This window comes from Sulfitobacter sp. JL08 (assembly GCF_003352045.1).
Taxonomy (GTDB): domain Bacteria; phylum Pseudomonadota; class Alphaproteobacteria; order Rhodobacterales; family Rhodobacteraceae; genus JL08.
In genome coordinates, this window is sequence record NZ_CP025815.1 from 1469946 (window position 1) to 1487068 (window position 17123).

General features: G+C 58.4%; 16 protein-coding genes and 2 pseudogenes. 13 read left to right on the plus strand and 5 right to left on the minus strand.

Features of this window, described 5'->3' with window-relative positions; all coding sequences use genetic code 11:
• The first annotated feature begins 1 nt into the window (after position 1).
• The 10 genes from C1J05_RS07325 to gap all read left to right on the plus strand — a co-directional run bounded on the left by C1J05_RS07325 (position 2) and on the right by gap (position 10391).
• Positions 2-1513: a malonate--CoA ligase gene (locus C1J05_RS07325; RefSeq protein WP_114869674.1), complete on the plus strand. Its 1512-nt coding sequence runs from the start codon at positions 2-4 to the stop codon at positions 1511-1513.
• A gap of 165 nt (positions 1514-1678) precedes the next feature.
• Positions 1679-3415 carry an ABC transporter substrate-binding protein gene (locus tag C1J05_RS07330; protein WP_114869675.1) on the plus strand — a complete coding sequence of 579 codons (1737 nt, stop codon included), beginning with the start codon at positions 1679-1681 and terminating at the stop codon, positions 3413-3415.
• A 115-nt stretch (positions 3416-3530) separates the two neighbouring features.
• Positions 3531-4595: an ABC transporter ATP-binding protein gene (locus tag C1J05_RS07335; protein WP_114869676.1), complete on the plus strand. Its 1065-nt coding sequence runs from the start codon at positions 3531-3533 to the stop codon at positions 4593-4595.
• Between the two features lie 12 nt (positions 4596-4607).
• Entirely contained in the window at positions 4608-5696 is a 1089-nt protein-coding gene (locus C1J05_RS07340; RefSeq protein ID WP_114869677.1) for an ABC transporter ATP-binding protein, read from the plus strand.
• Complete coding sequence (locus C1J05_RS07345) at positions 5693-6556, plus strand: carbohydrate ABC transporter permease (protein WP_114869678.1); 864 nt, start codon at positions 5693-5695, stop codon at positions 6554-6556. The genes C1J05_RS07340 and C1J05_RS07345 overlap by 4 nt, the downstream gene beginning before the upstream one ends.
• Positions 6553-7350, plus strand: a complete 798-nt coding sequence (locus C1J05_RS07350) for a carbohydrate ABC transporter permease (protein WP_114869679.1) — start codon at positions 6553-6555, stop codon at positions 7348-7350. Before C1J05_RS07345 ends, C1J05_RS07350 begins: the two co-directional genes overlap by 4 nt.
• A gap of 14 nt (positions 7351-7364) precedes the next feature.
• Positions 7365-7643, plus strand: a complete 279-nt coding sequence (locus C1J05_RS07355; protein WP_114869680.1) for a DUF2160 domain-containing protein — start codon at positions 7365-7367, stop codon at positions 7641-7643.
• 93 nt (positions 7644-7736) lie between these two features.
• Positions 7737-8132, plus strand: coding sequence for a BlaI/MecI/CopY family transcriptional regulator (locus tag C1J05_RS07360; RefSeq protein ID WP_114869681.1), 396 nt, complete (start codon positions 7737-7739; stop codon positions 8130-8132).
• Positions 8119-9243 (plus strand): M56 family metallopeptidase, encoded by a 1125-nt coding sequence (locus C1J05_RS07365; protein WP_114869682.1) that lies wholly within the window; start codon positions 8119-8121, stop codon positions 9241-9243. Before C1J05_RS07360 ends, C1J05_RS07365 begins: the two co-directional genes overlap by 14 nt.
• Positions 9244-9389: 146 nt before the next feature.
• Entirely contained in the window at positions 9390-10391 is a 1002-nt protein-coding gene (gene gap / locus C1J05_RS07370; RefSeq protein ID WP_114869683.1) for a type I glyceraldehyde-3-phosphate dehydrogenase, read from the plus strand.
• Here gap and rfbA read toward each other — a convergent pair whose 3' ends face one another.
• From rfbA to C1J05_RS07395, 5 genes are all read right to left on the minus strand, one after another.
• Positions 10392-11264, minus strand: coding sequence for a glucose-1-phosphate thymidylyltransferase RfbA (rfbA, locus tag C1J05_RS07375; RefSeq protein ID WP_114869684.1), 873 nt, complete (start codon positions 11262-11264; stop codon positions 10392-10394).
• A gap of 111 nt (positions 11265-11375) precedes the next feature.
• Complete coding sequence (gene rfbD, locus C1J05_RS07380; RefSeq protein ID WP_114869685.1) at positions 11376-12221, minus strand: dTDP-4-dehydrorhamnose reductase; 846 nt, start codon at positions 12219-12221, stop codon at positions 11376-11378.
• Positions 12218-13258: a dTDP-glucose 4,6-dehydratase gene (gene rfbB / locus C1J05_RS07385; RefSeq protein WP_114869686.1), complete on the minus strand. Its 1041-nt coding sequence runs from the start codon at positions 13256-13258 to the stop codon at positions 12218-12220. The genes rfbD and rfbB overlap by 4 nt, the downstream gene beginning before the upstream one ends.
• 3 nt (positions 13259-13261) lie before the next feature.
• Positions 13262-13822 carry a dTDP-4-dehydrorhamnose 3,5-epimerase gene (gene rfbC, locus C1J05_RS07390; protein ID WP_114869687.1) on the minus strand — a complete coding sequence of 187 codons (561 nt, stop codon included), beginning with the start codon at positions 13820-13822 and terminating at the stop codon, positions 13262-13264.
• 162 nt (positions 13823-13984) lie between these two features.
• Positions 13985-14971, minus strand: coding sequence for a DUF2793 domain-containing protein (locus C1J05_RS07395; protein WP_162797955.1), 987 nt, complete (start codon positions 14969-14971; stop codon positions 13985-13987).
• 217 nt (positions 14972-15188) lie between these two features.
• On the opposite strand from C1J05_RS07395, the gene C1J05_RS07400 reads away from it, so the two are divergent.
• The 3 genes and pseudogenes from C1J05_RS07400 to C1J05_RS22115 all read left to right on the plus strand — a co-directional run.
• Positions 15189-16406 (plus strand): hypothetical protein, encoded by a 1218-nt coding sequence (locus C1J05_RS07400; RefSeq protein WP_114869689.1) that lies wholly within the window; start codon positions 15189-15191, stop codon positions 16404-16406.
• Positions 16306-16890 (plus strand): annotated as a pseudogene (locus C1J05_RS21860) (calcium-binding protein); the annotation flags it as partial. The gene C1J05_RS07400 and the pseudogene C1J05_RS21860, both read left to right, overlap by 101 nt.
• 71 nt (positions 16891-16961) lie before the next feature.
• A pseudogene (locus C1J05_RS22115) lies at positions 16962-17111 on the plus strand (calcium-binding protein); the annotation flags it as partial.
• Positions 17112-17123 lie beyond the last annotated feature (12 nt).

The following is a 17123-nucleotide window of genomic DNA, read 5'->3' on the forward strand; positions in this document are numbered from 1 at the left end:
TATGGCGAACCCGCTTTATGATACATTGTTCGGAACCCATCAGGGGAGCGATGCGGATTTCCTGCTGCTGCCGGATGGAGGCGTTCTGAGCTATCGCGATTTTCTGGCGATGACGGCGCGGTTTGCCCATGTGTTTTCAAATGCGGGGCTGGTGGCGGGCGACAGGCTGGCGGTACAAATCGACAAATCGCCCGAGGCGCTGGCCGTTTACGCCGCTTGTGTGCAGGCCGGATTGGTGTTTTTGCCTCTGAACACTGCCTATAAAGAAGCGGAACTAGCTTATTTTATCGAAAACAGCGGCGCACGTCTGGTCCTGTGCCCCGATGCGCGCGCGCAAACGCTGGCCCCGATTGCAGCGGCCTGCGGTGCGGCGCTGGATACCTTGAACGATGACGGCACCGGCGGCATCGTGGACAAGGCACAGGCGCAGCCCGACAGCTTTGATACTGTGGCACGCAGCAGTGATGATCTGGCTGCGTTCCTTTATACATCCGGAACAACGGGACGATCCAAGGGCGCGATGCTGACCCAGGAGAACCTGTTGTCCAATGCGCAGACGCTGGTGGAGTACTGGCAGTTCAGCGACCGTGATGTGTTGCTGCACGCCCTGCCGATCTTTCACACTCACGGGCTTTTTGTGGCGACGAACGTGATCCTTCTGGCGGGCGGGGCAATGATTTTCCTGCCGAAATTCGATGTGGGGCAGGTTGTGCACGAAATGGCGCGCGCCACATCCATGATGGGCGTGCCAACCTTTTACACCCGCCTGCTGGATACGCCGGAATTCACCCGCGAAGTGGCTGCACATATGCGGTTGTTCGTGTCCGGTTCGGCCCCGATGCTGGCCGAAACCCACACCGCGTTTTTCGAACGCACCGGCCACCGTATTCTGGAACGTTACGGCATGACCGAAACAAATATGAACACGTCCAACCCATATGAAGGGGAACGGCGTGTGGGCAGTGTCGGGTTTCCCCTGCCGGGGGTCGAGGTCCGGATAACGGATGCCGATGGCGCCGATGTGGATCAGGGCACAATTGGCCAGATCGAGGTGCGCGGGCCAAACGTGTTCAAGGGCTATTGGCAGATGCCCGAAAAAACCGCCGCCGAATTGCGCGACAACGGGTTTTTCCTGACCGGCGATCTGGGGCGCATCGACGAAGACGGATATATCTACATCGTCGGACGCGACAAGGATCTGATTATTTCCGGGGGGTACAACATCTATCCCAAGGAAATCGAAATGGTGATCGACGATCAGCCCGGCGTGCAGGAAAGCGCGGTGATCGGCGTGCCCCACGCGGATTTCGGCGAAGGTGTTGTGGCAATCGTCGTGCCCAAACGCGGGGCTTCACCTGATCTGGATGAAATCACCCGATCCATCAAATCCGAGCTGGCGCGCTTCAAGCATCCGCAAAAACTGATTGTGCTGCCGGAACTGCCCAAGAATACGATGGGCAAGGTGCAAAAGAATGTCCTGCGTGAAGACTATAAAGACATATTGTCGGTATAACAGTGTGTTATGGCCGATACCTTAAGTAGTTTTCAGGTCCGGTCAGGCCCAGTTTATATCGGTTGAACTGTCTACTAAAAATTTAGTTTGACAAAAAGCCGGTGTTGGAACCACACTGGCTCAGCCGGATGGAAACCGGCACCAAATCTCAAGGGAGGAGACAAGATGCGTAAGTATCTGCTCTCCGCAGTTGCGGCATCTGCCGTGATCGCGGGGTCCACGACAGCTATGGCCGACGAAGCCGCCGCCACACGCTGGATTGATCAGGAATTTCAACCGTCTGTCCTGAGCAAGGACGAACAAATGGCCGAGATGAAGTGGTTCATCGACGCGGCGCAGCCCTATGCCGGCATGGAAATCAACGTGTTGTCCGAAGGCATTCCGACACATTCCTACGAATCCGAAGTGCTGACCAAAGCGTTCGAGGAAATAACCGGTATCAAGGTCAATCACCAGATTCTGGGCGAAGGCGAAGTGGTGCAGGCGGTGCAAACCCAGATGCAGACCGGCCGGAACCTCTATGACGCCTATGTCAATGACAGTGATCTGATCGGCACCCATTCGCGGTTGCAACTGGCCTATAACCTGACCGACTTCATGGCAGGCGATGGCGCAAGTGTCACCAATCCGGGCCTTGATCTGGCCGATTTCATGGGCATCCAGTTCACCACCGGCCCCGATGGCGACCTTTATCAGTTGCCCGACCAGCAATTTGCCAACCTCTACTGGTTCCGCAAGGACTGGTTCGACCGCGAGGATCTGCAAGCTGCGTTCAAGGAAAAATACGGCTATGATCTGGGTGTGCCGGTCAACTGGTCCGCTTACGAAGATATCGCCGAGTTTTTCAGCAACGACGTCAAGGAAGTCGACGGAACGACCATCTATGGCCACATGGATTACGGTAAACGCGCGCCCGATCTGGGCTGGCGGATGACCGATGCCTGGCTGTCGATGGCCGGTGCCGGATCAAAGGGCGAACCCAACGGTATTCCGATCGACGAATGGGGTATCCGGATGGAAGCGGGTACCTGTAACCCTGTCGGTGCGTCGGTAACGCGCGGCGGGGCGGCAAACGGCCCTGCGGCGGTTTATGCGATCCGCAAATGGGATGAATGGCTGCGCGCCTATGCACCCCCCGGTGCGGCATCTTATGACTTCTATCAGTCGCTGCCCGCACTGGCACAAGGCAACGTTGCCCAGCAAATCTTCTGGTACACCGCCTTTACCGCCGACATGGTCAAGCCGAAATCGGAAGGCAACAACACCGTCGATGACGAAGGCAACCCGTTGTGGCGGATGGCGCCAAGCCCCCACGGCCCCTATTGGGAAGAAGGCCAGAAGGTCGGCTATCAGGACGTGGGATCCTGGACAATTCTCAAGTCCACCCCGCTGGATCGCGCACAGGCGGCGTGGCTTTATGCCCAGTTCGTGGTGTCCAAAACCGTGGATACCAAGAAATCGCATGTTGGCCTGACCTTTATTCGCAACAGCACCGTCAATCACGACAGCTTTAGCGAACGCGCCCCCAAACTGGGTGGTCTGGTCGAATTCTACCGGTCGCCGGATCGTGTGGCATGGTCGCCCACGGGCATCAACGTGCCGGATTACCCCAAGCTGGCGCAAATCTGGTGGCAACAGATCGGCGATGTGAACTCTGGCGCGTTTACGCCACAGGAAGCAATGGATCGTCTGGCCGAGGAAATGGATATCACCATGTCCCGGATGCAGGCCGCCGATGAGGCCGCCAACATCTATGGCGGCTGCGGTCCGCGTCTGAACGAAGAAAAAGACGCGGAATGGTGGTTTGCCAACGGTGGTGCCAAGCCCAAGCTCGACAATGAAAAGCCGCAAGGCCAGACCGTCAACTATGACGAACTGGTGGCGCGCTGGGCGGCGAACTAAACGGTTCTCCCTGTGCGCCTGACCCACTTGGGCGCATACACACTGGCCGGGGCCTTTTTTGGTCCCGGCCGATTTGACGCACCATCACCACCACCTAGCCGGGGCACCATCGCGCATGGCCGTAGAACTCAAGAACATTACCAAAGTCGTGAACGGCAAAGTCCACATCAAAGAGACAAGCATGGTGCTGGAACCGGGCCATTTCAACGTTCTGCTGGGGCAGACGGGCGCGGGCAAGACATCGCTGATCAAGATGATGACGGGTTTGGATCCGATCGCCGGCGGGACGATCCTGTTTGACGGCGTGGATGTGACCGGGCTGAACACGCAGAAACGCAACATTTCCCTCGTGCACCAGTTTTTCGTCAATTACCCGCACATGAGCGTTTTTGACAACATTGCTTCGCCGTTACGCGTGGCGGGCATGGCTAAATCCGAAATTCAGGGCAGGGTGGAACAGGCCGCCGATGTGCTGCAACTGCGCCCGATGCTGGGCCGCCGCCCGCACGAGCTGTCCGGTGGACAACAGCAGCGTACCGCGCTGGCCCGCGCCATCGCCAAGGAAAGCAAGGCGGTGTTTCTGGATGAACCGCTGGCCAATCTGGATTACAAATTGCGCGAGGAATTGCGCGAACAACTGCCCGAGATTTTCGCAGGCCGTGGCGCGGTTGTGGTTTACGCCACCTCCGAACCCGAAGAGGCGCTGTTGCTGGGCGGCATGACCGGGTTGATGAATGACGGGTCTGTGACCCAGTTCGGCCCCACGGCCCAGATTTACCGCGCGCCGCAAGATCTTGTTTCGGCACAGGTTTTTTCGGATCCGCCGATCAATTTTGCAACCGTGACAAAACAGGGCGACACCGCGCGCCTGACATCGCAAACCACCTGGCCGATGGCGGGGGATGCCGCCGCACTGGCGGATGGCACCTATACCGTGGCCATACGCCCCCATCACGTCAGCCCGGTGCCGACAAAATCCTGTTCCATCGCCCTTGATGGCCAAGTGCTGGTGACCGAACTCAGCGGATCGGAAAGCAGTGCGCATTTCCGGATGGACGCGGGCGACTGGGTATCGTTGTCCCACGGGGTACATCCGTTCAAGGTGGGTGAAACCCACATGTTCTATCTGGACCCGTCCGCGTGTTTCTATTTCGCACCCGACGGCAAGATCGTGGCGTAAGGGGTTAGGATCATGGCAAAAATCACGCTCTCCAACTTGCGCCACAGCTATTACTCGAACCCGCAGGGGCCGGATGATTTCGCGCTGAAAAAGATTGATCTGGATTGGCAGGATGGCGGGGCATACGCGCTGCTTGGCCCTTCGGGATGCGGTAAATCTACGCTGTTGAACATCATTTCAGGGCTACTTGCCCCGTCCGAAGGTCGTATCCTGTTTGATGACCGCGATGTGACGCATCTGCCGCCGGACAAGCGCAACATCGCGCAGGTGTTCCAGTTTCCGGTGATCTACGACACGATGACGGTATTCGACAATCTGGCCTTTCCCTTGCGCAATCGCGGCGTGGCCGAGGCCCGCGTGGCCGAACGCGTGCACGAGATTGCCGAGATGCTGGACGTGACCGAAATGTTGGGCACGCGTGCCGCCGGGCTGTCACCGGACAACAAGCAAAAGATTTCGATGGGGCGGGGGCTGGTGCGTGACGATGTGAATGTCGTCATGTTTGACGAGCCGTTAACGGTGATCGATCCGCACCTGAAATGGAAGCTGCGCAGCAAGCTGAAAGAACTGCATCAGAAAGTGCGCGCCACGATGATCTACGTCACCCATGACCAGACCGAGGCGCTGACCTTTGCCGATCAGGTGGTGGTGATGCAGGATGGCGAGATTGTGCAGATCGGCACCCCCGTAGAACTGTTTGATCGCCCCGCCCACACCTTTGTCGGCCATTTCATCGGATCGCCCGGAATGAACATCCTGCCTTGCGAAATCCGCGATAAAGCTACTTTTTTCAACGGGATGAAGATTGATCTTGAAGGAAAAATAGACGGCGCTGACACTGGCGACATGCAGATCGGTGTGCGCCCCGAATTCGTGAGTATTGCCGCATCCGGTATTCCAGCGCGCGTGCGCAAAATCTCGGATGTGGGGCGTCACAATGTGGTCGAGGCGATGGCCGGAGACACCAAGATCAAGGCCGTGATCGAAGGCGCCGTGCCCGAACAGGGCAGCGAGGTGTTTCTGAATCTGGCCCCCGAAAAAACCCGCCTTTACCGCGACGGCTGGATCGCAACCCGACCCGACACAGGAGGTGACGCATGAAAACGCAAAACCACAAAGCGTGGTTCTTTGTGCTGCCGGTGCTGTTGTTGGTCGCCTTCAACGCGCTGATCCCGATGATGACGGTGGTGAATTATTCGGTGCAGGAAACCTTTGGCAACAACCAGTTTTTCTGGGAAGGGCTGCGCTGGTTCGAGGAACTGCTGAATTCGGAACGCTTCCATGCCGCTTTGGGGCGGCAGTTTCTGTTCACCGGTCTGATCCTGCTGATCGAGATTCCGCTGGGTATCATCATAGCACTCTCCATGCCGCGGCAGGGGTTCTGGGTGCCTGTCTGTCTGGTGACGATGGCGCTGCCCATGCTGATCCCGTGGAACGTGGTCGGGGCCATGTGGAACATCTTTACCCTGCCTGACATCGGCCTCCTAGGATATCTGATGAACCATACGCTGGGTATTGACTATGACATGACGCAAAACCCCTTTGCGGCGTGGGCCACGATCATCACCATGGATGTCTGGCACTGGACGTCGCTGGTGGTTTTGCTGTCCTATGCCGGCCTCGTGTCGATCCCGGACGCCTATTATCAGGCGGCCAAGATCGACGGGGCCAGCGCATGGTCGGTGTTTCGCTATATTCAGTTGCCCAAGATGAAACAGGTGCTGACCATCGCAATCCTTCTGCGGTTTATGGACAGCTTTAATATCTACACGGAAGTCTTTGTTTTAACAGGCGGAGGCCCGGGTAATTCAACGACCCTCTTGTCGATTGATCTGGTCAAGATCGCGTTGGGCCAGTTCGATCTGGGGCCGGCGGCGGCGATGTCGCTGATCTATTTCGCCATCACATTGCTGGTGTCCTGGTTGTTCTACACGCTGATGACAAAGGACGACGCAAAATGAAAAAGCGCAGCCTGATCCCGATCCTGTACATCCTGTTCCTGCTGTTGCCCATCTACTGGCTGGTCGCGATGAGCTTTAAGACCACAAACGAAATCCTTTCGGGGTTTTCCCTGTTTCCGCAAACCTTCACGCTGGAAAACTACGCGGTGATCTTTACCGATCCCAGCTGGTATTGGGGTTACATCAACTCGATCCTCTATGTGTCTTTGAACACTGTGATTTCCATCGCTGTCGCCCTGCCTGCTGCCTATGCGTTTTCGCGCTATCGCTTTCTGGGCGACAAGCAGTTGTTCTTCTGGCTGCTGACCAACCGGATGGCCCCTGCGGCGGTGTTTGCCCTGCCGTTCTTTCAGCTTTATTCATCCGTTGGCCTGTTTGATACGCATATCGCCGTGGCGCTGGCGCACTGCCTGTTCAACATCCCGCTGGCGGTCTGGATATTGGAAGGGTTCATGCGGGGCGTGCCCAAGGAACTGGACGAAACCGCCTATGTCGACGGCTACAGCTTTCCGCGGTTTTTCGTGACCATCTTTCTGCCGTCGATCAAGGCGGGTGTCGGTGTGGCCGCGTTTTTCTGTTTCATGTTCTCGTGGGTGGAAATGCTGCTGGCCAAGACCCTGACTGCGGTCGAGGCAAAACCGATTGCAGCCACGATGACAAAAACCGCGTCCAGCGCGGGGTATGAACTGGGCCTGCTGGCGGCGGCCGGCACGCTGACGATCATCCCCGGAGCGGTCGTGATTTATTTTGTGCGCAACTACATCGCCAAGGGTTTTGCCCTTGGGCGCGTATAGGAAAGGGGGCGAAAATGCTGGGATGGATGGCATGGACATGGCCCACGGCGCTGGTGTTCATCGGGATTTTCACCGCAATCGGGATACTGACGGTGATTGAAATCAAATATCCCGGTGGCGGCGAACGCAAGGGCGTGTTGGGCCTGACCACAACGCGCGGTGACCGGCTGTTTATTTCGCTGCTGGGCACGGTCTACATATTCCTTGCCTGGCTTGGGCTTATGGGTATGCCGCTTTGGGCGCCGCTGGCGATCAGCATCGCGTGGGGCGTGTTCTGTTTCTGGAAGGTCTGAGCGGATGGCCAAATTCGACATTGGAAAATGGCGCGGGATCGGTTCTACTGATCTTACAGCCGAAGAGGATGCAACATCAGGACCGGGGTGCGGATGAGACCCAAAAAGAAAAACGAATTCCTGACCGAGGTCGAGCTTGAGTTCATGACCGAGCTTTGGACCCTAGGCGAGGGGACGGTCAGGGACGTACTGGCCAACCTAGACCCGTCGCGCAACCTAGCCTATACTTCGGCGGCCACAATTCTGCGCATCATGGAGCAGAAGGGATTTGTGACCAGCAAGAAAACGGGACAGACATTTGTCTATAAACCTGTGCTGGCCAAGGAAGAATACCAGTCAAAATCCCTGCGCGATCTGTCAAACAAGCTGTTTGATGGCACGCCCGCGTCGCTGGTTGCGCGGTTGGTCGATGATCAGGGCATATCGGAAGAGGCATTAGAGGAAATACGGGCGTTATTGGACAAGAGGTTGAAAAATGACACTGATTGATGCCTTTCTGAATGCCTATATCAATGCGAATATTTTGCTGGTCGCGGCCGTCATCCTGTGGATGGTTGCGTGGTCGCTGATGCGTCTGGCCGGATTGCGCCACGCCTTTGGCACGCAGTTGCGCCTGATCAACAGCCTGTTTTTTGCCGTTGCGCTAAGCCCGTTCATCGCTGCCGGTTTTCAATATGCGCTTGGCACCGGCATAATCGGCAACCGCTTCGTGCCCAACCTTTCGGATTTCGTCGTTGCCCAGTATCTGGATGGGCGGATAGAAATGAAGGCCACGGCCTTTGCCGACATTATCGGATTTCGCGACCGGCTGACCCATGATCTGGTGACGCTGAAAACACCGCTGGGCATCACGGCAGCCCTGTTTCTGCTGGCGGGGTTCAGCGTGCTGACGCTGCGGGTTCTGGCCAGCGCCGTTCAGTTGCGCAACCTGATCCGGCGCAGTTACAAATGGCGTCAGTTCGGCAATGTCCAGTTGCGGCTGAGTGATACGGTCTCTGTCCCGTTTTCAACCCGCAGTCCGTGGCACCGGTTCATCGTCATTCCCACCAAGATGCTGGAAAACAGCGATGATCTTCGCATGGCGCTGGCGCACGAGTTTCAGCATATCCGGCAGGGTGATGTGGAATGGGAAATCGGGCTGGAAACGCTGAAACCGTTATTTTTCTGGAACCCGGCCTTTCTGATCTGGAAGCGCAGCATCGGGCATTTGCGTGAACTGGCCTGCGATCAGACCATATTGGCACGCCATAAATTCGATGCGAATTCCTATTGCGACTGCCTGTTGCGGGTGTGTCAGGATGGCATTCGCAGCCGGTCGCACCGCTTTATTCCCAATGTCGCCTTCGTCCGCATTGATCTTGATCCGTTCAGTTCGAATTCTGCGCGGTTCCTGCGCTACCGCGTGACATCGATGTTGAACACGACACTGCCGCGTGACGGGCGCAACCTGTTCCGGTTTGTGCAGGTGCCGCTGGTGGCGTTGCTGGTGTTTGGAACTGTGGCCATCCAGCGCCCCGGCGACTGGAGCCAGGACCGGTTGATGCTGTCCACCATCGTCAATCTGGAACGGCTGGAGGCGCGAACGGCCCCGCGCCCCTGATCGCCAGTCAGCAGGTATTGAACGCGGTCACATGTGCACGATCTGACCTGTGTGTGACAAGGAATAACTTGCCATTTACCCTGCCAGTAAGCTATGTATCGACTAAGTTAGCGCTAACATGTGCTTTGTGACAAAAGGGGGAAATCATGGTGACGCGGATCGCTATCAACGGGTTCGGCCGGATCGGGCGCTGTGTCTTGCGCGCCCTGGTCGAACAGGATGCCACCGACATTCAGGTGGTCGCGGTCAACGATCTGACCCCGCCGGAAACCCTGTTGCATTTGCTTAAGGTCGATTCCGTTCACGGCCGGTTTCGCGGTGATATCGCGCTGAATGGCACAACCCTGACAGCCGGGCGCCACACCATCGCCCTGACCAATCAGAAAGACCCGGATCAGCTGCCCTGGGGCGGTGTTGATATCGTCTATGAATGTACCGGCCACTTTACCAGCCGCGACGCAGCAGCGCTGCATCTGAAAAATGGCAGCAAGCGGGTGCTGGTATCGGCCCCCGCCAAAGATGCGGATCGCACGATTGTTTACGGTGTAAATCATCAAACGCTTGTTGCCGGTGACAAGATCATTTCCAACGCGTCCTGCACCACGAATTGCCTGGCCCCAATGGCCATGGTGCTGGATCAGACGGTGGGCCTAAAAACCGGTTACATGACGACAATCCACGCCTATACAGGCGATCAGCCGACCCATGACAGCCCGCATCGCGATCTGTATCGCGGGCGCGCGGCGGCGTTGTCGATGATCCCGACGACAACAGGCGCGGCCAAGGCCATCGGGCTGGTTCTGCCGCAACTGGCGGGCAAGCTGGAAGGATCGGCGGTGCGCGTGCCAACGCCCAATGTGTCTATGGTTGAATTGTGTTTTGTTCCCGAAAGCGCAGCCACGGCCGATGCGGTCAACACAGCGCTGCGCGATGCGGCAAGCGGGCCGCTGGCGGGCATCATGTCATTTGAAACCGATCCGTTCGTTTCGATCGATTACAATCACGATCCGCATTCCTGCTGTGTCGCAGGGCCACAAACCTCGGTGACCACAGGTGGGTTGGTGCGCGTTGTCGGCTGGTACGACAACGAATGGGGCTTTTCCAACCGGATGAACGATACCGCCCGCGCCATCGCAGCCCTGTTCTGATCAGCGCAGAATGCCCTTGAGGTAAACGCCGTAATCGTTCTTGGCGAACATATCGGCGCGCTCTGACAATTGGTCGGCGCTGATCCAGCCCAACGCATAGGCAATTTCGTCCAGACACCCGGTTTGCAAGCCCTGGCGGCGTTCCAACGTCCGCACGAAATTGCCCGCATCCAGCAGGCTGGCGTGGGTGCCGGTATCCAGCCACGCATAACCGCGCCCCATCCGTTTCACCGTCAGCTTGCCAGCGTGCAGGTACATTTCCAGCAATGTCGTAATCTCAAGCTCTCCGCGGGCGGATGGTTTTACGTCGCGGGCAAGGCGGGGCGCGTCGCTGTCCAGAAAATATAGCCCAGTTACCGCATAGCGCGAAGGCGGCACTTCGGGTTTTTCGACAATCGCGACGGCCTTGTCGTTTTTGTCGAAACTGACCACGCCATAGCGTTCAGGATCGGACACGTGATAGCCGAACACGGTGCCACCACTTGCCTGCGTGTCCGCCTCGGCAAGCAATTCAGGCAGGCCGTGACCAAAAAAGATGTTGTCGCCCAGCACCATGGCCGAAGGCGCGCCATCCAGGAAATCCTCGGCCAGAAGATAGGCCTGCGCCAACCCGTCGGGCGAGGGTTGCACAATATAGCTTAGTGAAATGCCCCACTGGCTGCCATCGCCAAGCGTGCGTTTGAACTGTTCCTGATCCTGGGGCGTGGTGATCATTGCAATGTCGCGGATGCCCGCCAGCATCAGCACCGAAATCGGATAATAGATCATCGGTTTGTCATAGATCGGCAAAAGCTGTTTCGAAATGCCCATCGTTATCGGATACAGCCGCGTGCCCGATCCACCCGCCAGAATGATACCTTTACGCTGGGACATATAACTTTCCTTTGAACTGACTATGGGCCTGCATAGGGGCCGCGAAGGGCAAGACTGTGGTAGAAATACGATAAATTCGGATCGGTTGGTATATTGCTTTGGTTGTGCGGCCTATATCGCCTGCAGTTCTGACAGCACCGCACGCAGCGAAACACGCCAGTCGGGCCGTTCGATCCCGAAAGTGCGGGTCAGAGCACGACAGTCCAGACGCGAGTTTTTTGGTCGCATTGCCGGAGTCGGATAGGCACTGGACGGAATGTCGGTCACGGTACAGTCGATCCCTGCCATGTCAAAAATCGTGCGGGCAAAATCGGCCCAACTGACGTCGGGTGTGCCTGCATAATGATAAAGCGCAGGGGCGCGGGGCGTGTCTATCAGCGCTCTGGCAATTGTGACGCAGGCCGCCGCAATGTCGCCCGCTGCCGTCGGCCCGCCAATCTGGTCGGCCACGATGTTCAGCGCATCCCGTTCCGCCCCCAGCCGCAGCATGGTTTTGACGAAATTGAGGCCGTGGGCAGAAAACACCCAGCTTGTGCGCAATATCGCGGCGCTGCCGCCCGCATCCAGAACCGCACGCTCACCCGCAAGTTTGGACCGCCCGTAAGCGCCCAGCGGCCCAACGGGGTCCGACGGCTTCCATGGCGCGGATCCTGTGCCGGAAAATACGTAATCCGTTGAAATCGTGACAAAAGGAATGTTCAAAGTGGCGCAGGTGCGCGCCATGGTGCCGGGCGCATCGCCGTTGATCACGCTGGCCAGCGCCTCGTTTTCCTCGGCAGCGTCGACGGCGGTGTAAGCGGCGGCGTTGATCACGGCAGCGGGCGCACAGGCGGTGATGGCGTCGGCGCAGGCCGCCGGATCGCTCAGATCCGCCGGATCGCGGCCCAGCGTTTTGATGTCATCGAATTTTGCCAGTTCACTGGCCACCTGACCGGTTTTGCCAAACACCAGAATCATGACTTGGTGCCCAGCCGTTCGCCTACTCCGGCACGATCTTGCAGGGCGCGCCACCATGGTTCGTTGTCCAGATACCATTGCACGGTCTTTTCCAGCCCCTTCTGCAAGGTGACAGACGGACGCCAGCCCAGTTCGGATGCAATGCGCGTCGGGTCGATCGCATAGCGCAGATCGTGGCCGGGGCGGTCGCTGACAAACGTGATCTGGTCAGCGTAAGGCGCTGATTTAGGTCGCTTTTCATCCAGAATGGCACAGATCATCCGCACCAGATCGATATTGCGCACCTCGTTTTCGCCGCCAATATTATAGCTGCGGTTCACCCGCCCCTTTTGCAGCACGGTCAGCAACGCATCTGCGTGGTCTTCGACATAAAGCCAGTCGCGCACGTTTTCGCCCGCGCCGTAAACCGGAATGGGCTTGCTGGCCAATGCGTTCAGAATGACCACCGGCACCAGTTTTTCGGGGAAATGGAACGGTCCGTAATTGTTCGAACAATTGGTCAGAACCACAGGCAAGCCATAGGTTTCCGCCCAGGCGCGCACCAGATGGTCACTGGCTGCCTTGCTTGCCGAATAGGGGCTGCGCGGGTCATAGGGTGTGGTTTCGGTGAATTGCCCTGTCGCCCCCAGCGATCCGAACACTTCATCTGTTGAAATATGATGAAAGCGGAACCGGTCTGGCCGCCCTTCGCTGACCCAATAGTTGCGCGCGGCTTCAAGCAGGGTGTAAGTGCCCATGACATTGGTGTCGATGAAAGCACCGGGGCCATCAATGGACCGATCGACATGGGATTCCGCCGCAAGATGCATGACGGCATCGGGCGCATGGGTGGCAAACACTTCATCCAGCGCGGCGCGATCCCGGATATCCGCGTGCACAAAGGTATAGCGGGCATCATCCGCAACGCTGGCCACGTTATCCAGACAGGCCGCATAGGTCAGCGCATCCAGATTGATGACGCTGTGGCCATCACGTATTGCCTGGCGCACCACGGCAGACCCGATAAATCCCGCCCCCCCCGTCACAAGCAACTTCATGGTCTATCCTTCCCACGTGAAAGGCGTATCGAACGCATCCAGCATCTGTGCCCCTGCGTCTTTGTCCGACAGGATCGCAGGGCCGCTCAGGCCCCAATCAATCCCGATGGCCGGATCGTCAAAGCGCACAGCCCCGTCACATTCCGGCGCATAATAATCGCTGCATTTGTAGATGATTTCGGTATCGGGGGCGCGCGTCGCAAACCCGTGCAGAAACCCGGCAGGCACTAATAACTGTCTGCCGTTTTCTGCGCTCAGTTCGATCCCGAACCAGCGCCCGAACGCGGGCGATCCGCGCCGTACATCCACCGCGACATCAAAAAGCACGCCGCGCCCGCACCGCACCAGCTTGGCCTGTGCATGAGGGGGCGATTGAAAATGCAACCCGCGCACGGTGTTCACAGCGGCGGACAGCGAATGATTGTCTTGGACAAATTCGATATTGATCCCCTGATCTTGCAGGGTCTTGCGGTTCCAGCTTTCGGAAAAAAAACCGCGTTCGTCGCCAAAGCGCGCCGGTTCAAGGATCAACAGGTCCGGCAGGTCAGTCTTGGTAATGCGCACTCGAAAAAAAACTCCGTAACATCAATGCTCACAGCCATAGCAAGCAAGGCGCGGCGTGTCACGGTTGCAGATTTTACGTTTTCTTCGGCGTGCGAAAAAGTTGCATTTAAAACAGCCCGCCAGCGCGGGCTGGCGGGCAGGATCATCGGGGCCGGGCCGGAATCAGCGGCCCAAAGTGGCCAAAGTGATCTGGCGCGCGGCCCCCAGACGGTTTTCGATGTAAAACCGTGGGGTTGCGCCGCCTGTATCTATCGCAACGCTCAAATGGCCATCAGGCCCGGTCGTGCCTGTCAGCGCACCGCTGGCAAATTCCAGCGTACCTGCGGGAGCGGTGAACAGGGCTGTGAAATTGGCCGCCCCCGCCAGCGGCCCCGTGACCGAGAACAGGAAACTGTGGCCCGTCAGATCAACCCCCATCCAGATCAGGGCGCGCGACGGATCGGACCACGGAATATCAAAGCTGTGCGCACTGTCATCGTCCAGCAGGATATCGGCCAGATAGGTCTGCCCCGATGGCACCCGCAGGGACGCATCGGCCGGATCAATCACCAGAGCATCGCGCAAAGACACGCCATCGGTGCCAACCTTGACCGACAACTCGTTTGATCCTGACAGCCCGATTTCGGCGCGAGCGGCCCAGCCCGACTGAAACAGCAGGCTGGCCGTGTCCGCATCCGCGGCCTTGTTGATCTTGAGCCGGTGATCGGAACCGTCATGGCTGAACAGGGTGGCATCGCTGGCCACCACCAGCCGGTTGGTGGAATCCGCTGTTGCCTGCACCCCGATTTGTGGCACGTTCTGCAAATCGGGCAGGGCCGCCACCCATGCCCCCCCGTCAAAGCGCACCTGTGCCCCTGTGGCGATAATATCTGCGCGCCAGCCGGGTTTCGGCATCACGCAGGTCCAGCCGGTGCCGTCGAAAACTGCAACTTGCCCGTCTTTCCCCGCCCAGTCACCGGTGGCCCCCGATGCGATCAGATACCGATCCCCGGTTGCGGGCTGCGCGGGCGGCGTGGCGCGCGCCCCTTCCAGCACCGACAGTTGCGTGGCCGCATCCAGAATGCGCAGGGCGGCATTGTGGGTCACGTGTTTTTGCGCCTGAGACGGCTGAATATAGGGCAGCGACAAGGCTGCCGAGGTTTCGACCATGAAATGTTCCTTTTGCAAGGGGTTTAGGGGTATATCAGATGGAAACTGCGGCTGATATATTGAGAAAAGATAAGTGATGCGCGCGCCGGTTTGCCTCAATCTGCAACACATCAACCCCTAAAATCCGAAATGAGTTTCCCGATTTGAACACAATCGGGCAACGCGCGGTTAGGGTCTTTGCACCATCCTGCCTGACGGAAGTGGGAAAGGGTCTGGAATGAAACTGGCGCAGTTTGCGACAGCCACACCGGTTGTGGGCGCGTCGGAACCGGCATTGGCCGGGATCACTGATATGTATCTTTATGCAGGCGGCGCAACACCGGTTCTGTTCACGGTCACGCGGGCGGGCGGATGGCTAAGTGCATATGATGTTTCGTCCGGTGGTGCCACGCTGACGGACAACTGGTATCTGGACGACACCTTTCTGCAACTGGAAAGCACGGATATTGCGGTTGCTTACGGGCCTGACGGCGCGCAGTTGCTGCTGGCGGGGCTGCTGTCTGACGATCTGATGGGTCTGTCTTTGCCTGCTGCGGGCACGGCGGGCGTGTTCGGGATGCAATCCGCATGGCAGACCAGTGGGGTCAGCGCTGCCACATTCACGGATATTGAATGGGTTGAAGGCACGCAATTCGGGCTGGTGTCGGTCCGCTCGGGCGGTCTGATCAGCCTTGATCTGTCAAATACGGGGCAGGCGGCTGCCTCAATCGCGCCCGGTAGCGGTGTTCTCCCCGATACGCGCGTCAGCGCCATGGCGTCTGCAACGATCGACGGCGTCCATTATGGCGTTGCGGGGTACGCGCAAGACGATGCGCTTGGCCTGTTTCGTCTGGACGATGCGGCGCAGATCGAACCGCTTGCCAGCGTTTTCGCCGGTGCCGATACCGGCTGGTTTTCAGACCCTGCGTCGCTGGCCTTTGCCGAAGTTGCGGGTGAAAGTTTTGTGATCATGGCCGCATCGGGCAGCCAGTCCCTGACGGTGCTGCGGTTTTCTGACACTGACGGGTTTGAAGTGGCCGATCATGTCCTCGACAGTCTTGAAACCCGCTTTGCCCATACCTCCCATCTTGAGGTGGTTGAAATGGGCGATATGTCCTTTGTGATCGCTGCGGGAACCGACAGCGGGTTCAGCGTGTTTGCCCTGCTGCCCGGCGGGCGGCTGCATCCTGTTGAAACGGTTGCCGGCAGCATTGCATCCCCCCTGAACAATATCACCGGGCTTGAGGCGCATGTGTCGGGTGACGAACTGCACCTGTGGGTATCGACGCAGTCGGCACCCTACCTGTCCGAATATCTGCTTACGTTTCAAGGGCGTGGCAGCATGCTGAATGCCGATGCCGCTGGCGGCCCCCTGTCAGGCACCGGTGCGGCGGATATTCTGGCGGGGCGGGGCCGATATTCTCAATGGCGGGGCGGGGGACGATATCATCATTGACGGGGCTGGAGCGGATATCCTGACCGGTGGCGCGGGCGCGGATGATTTCGTGTTCGTGCGCGATGACCAGCGCGATGTCATTACCGATTTCCAGCCGGGTCTGGACAGGATCGATCTGACCGGCCTGGACCAGCAATGGGATCTGGCTGATCTGATTGTTCTGCCGCGATCCTGGGGGGCCGAACTGCGCTATGGCGAAGAGGTGATCGAGGTGCGCAGCGCCACACTAACGCCTCTGGGTTCGGCAGATTTCGGGGCGGATACATTCGTGACGACAGATCGCGTGACCTATACCGGCATTCCGGTGGACCAGATCGTGGTTACCTATGCCGGCGGCGTACCGCTAACGGGCAGCGACATGGCCGACTGGCTGCACGGGGATGATGCGAACGATCTGATATCGGGCGCGGGAGGGGATGACACGATTTGGGGCGTGGCGGGAAATGATACGCTTTACGGCGGAACCGGAAATGACCGGATCGAAGGCGGCGACGGGGACGATTCTCTTTACGGCGATGCCGGGTTTGACGTGTTGTTGGGGGGGCGGGCAACGATGTGCTGGACGGGGGCGCGCAAGCGGATGAACTGCGTGGCGGCGATGGCAACGACCGGTTGCTGGGCGGTGACGGATTTGACACGCTTTACGGTGAAGGCGGCGATGACGTCTTGTTGGGCGGGGACACGGTTGATCGCCTTTACGGGGGTGCTGGCAATGAT

Bases quoted from the DNA above. Each gene is read 5' to 3' on its own strand.
- C1J05_RS07325 (WP_114869674.1), top strand. From the start codon at position 2: ATGGCGAACCCGCTTTATGATACATTGTTCGGAACCCATCAGGGGAGC.
- C1J05_RS07330 (WP_114869675.1), top strand. From the start codon at position 1,679: ATGCGTAAGTATCTGCTCTCCGCAGTTGCGGCATCTGCCGTGATCGCG.
- C1J05_RS07335 (WP_114869676.1), top strand. From the start codon at position 3,531: ATGGCCGTAGAACTCAAGAACATTACCAAAGTCGTGAACGGCAAAGTC.
- C1J05_RS07340 (WP_114869677.1), top strand. From the start codon at position 4,608: ATGGCAAAAATCACGCTCTCCAACTTGCGCCACAGCTATTACTCGAAC.
- C1J05_RS07345 (WP_114869678.1), top strand. From the start codon at position 5,693: ATGAAAACGCAAAACCACAAAGCGTGGTTCTTTGTGCTGCCGGTGCTG.
- C1J05_RS07350 (WP_114869679.1), top strand. From the start codon at position 6,553: ATGAAAAAGCGCAGCCTGATCCCGATCCTGTACATCCTGTTCCTGCTG.
- C1J05_RS07355 (WP_114869680.1), top strand. From the start codon at position 7,365: ATGCTGGGATGGATGGCATGGACATGGCCCACGGCGCTGGTGTTCATC.
- C1J05_RS07360 (WP_114869681.1), top strand. From the start codon at position 7,737: ATGAGACCCAAAAAGAAAAACGAATTCCTGACCGAGGTCGAGCTTGAG.
- C1J05_RS07365 (WP_114869682.1), top strand. From the start codon at position 8,119: ATGACACTGATTGATGCCTTTCTGAATGCCTATATCAATGCGAATATT.
- gap (WP_114869683.1), top strand. From the start codon at position 9,390: ATGGTGACGCGGATCGCTATCAACGGGTTCGGCCGGATCGGGCGCTGT.
- rfbA (WP_114869684.1), bottom strand. From the start codon at position 11,264: ATGTCCCAGCGTAAAGGTATCATTCTGGCGGGTGGATCGGGCACGCGG.
- rfbD (WP_114869685.1), bottom strand. From the start codon at position 12,221: ATGATTCTGGTGTTTGGCAAAACCGGTCAGGTGGCCAGTGAACTGGCA.
- rfbB (WP_114869686.1), bottom strand. From the start codon at position 13,258: ATGAAGTTGCTTGTGACGGGGGGGGCGGGATTTATCGGGTCTGCCGTG.
- C1J05_RS07395 (WP_162797955.1), bottom strand. From the start codon at position 14,971: ATGGTCGAAACCTCGGCAGCCTTGTCGCTGCCCTATATTCAGCCGTCT.
- C1J05_RS07400 (WP_114869689.1), top strand. From the start codon at position 15,189: ATGAAACTGGCGCAGTTTGCGACAGCCACACCGGTTGTGGGCGCGTCG.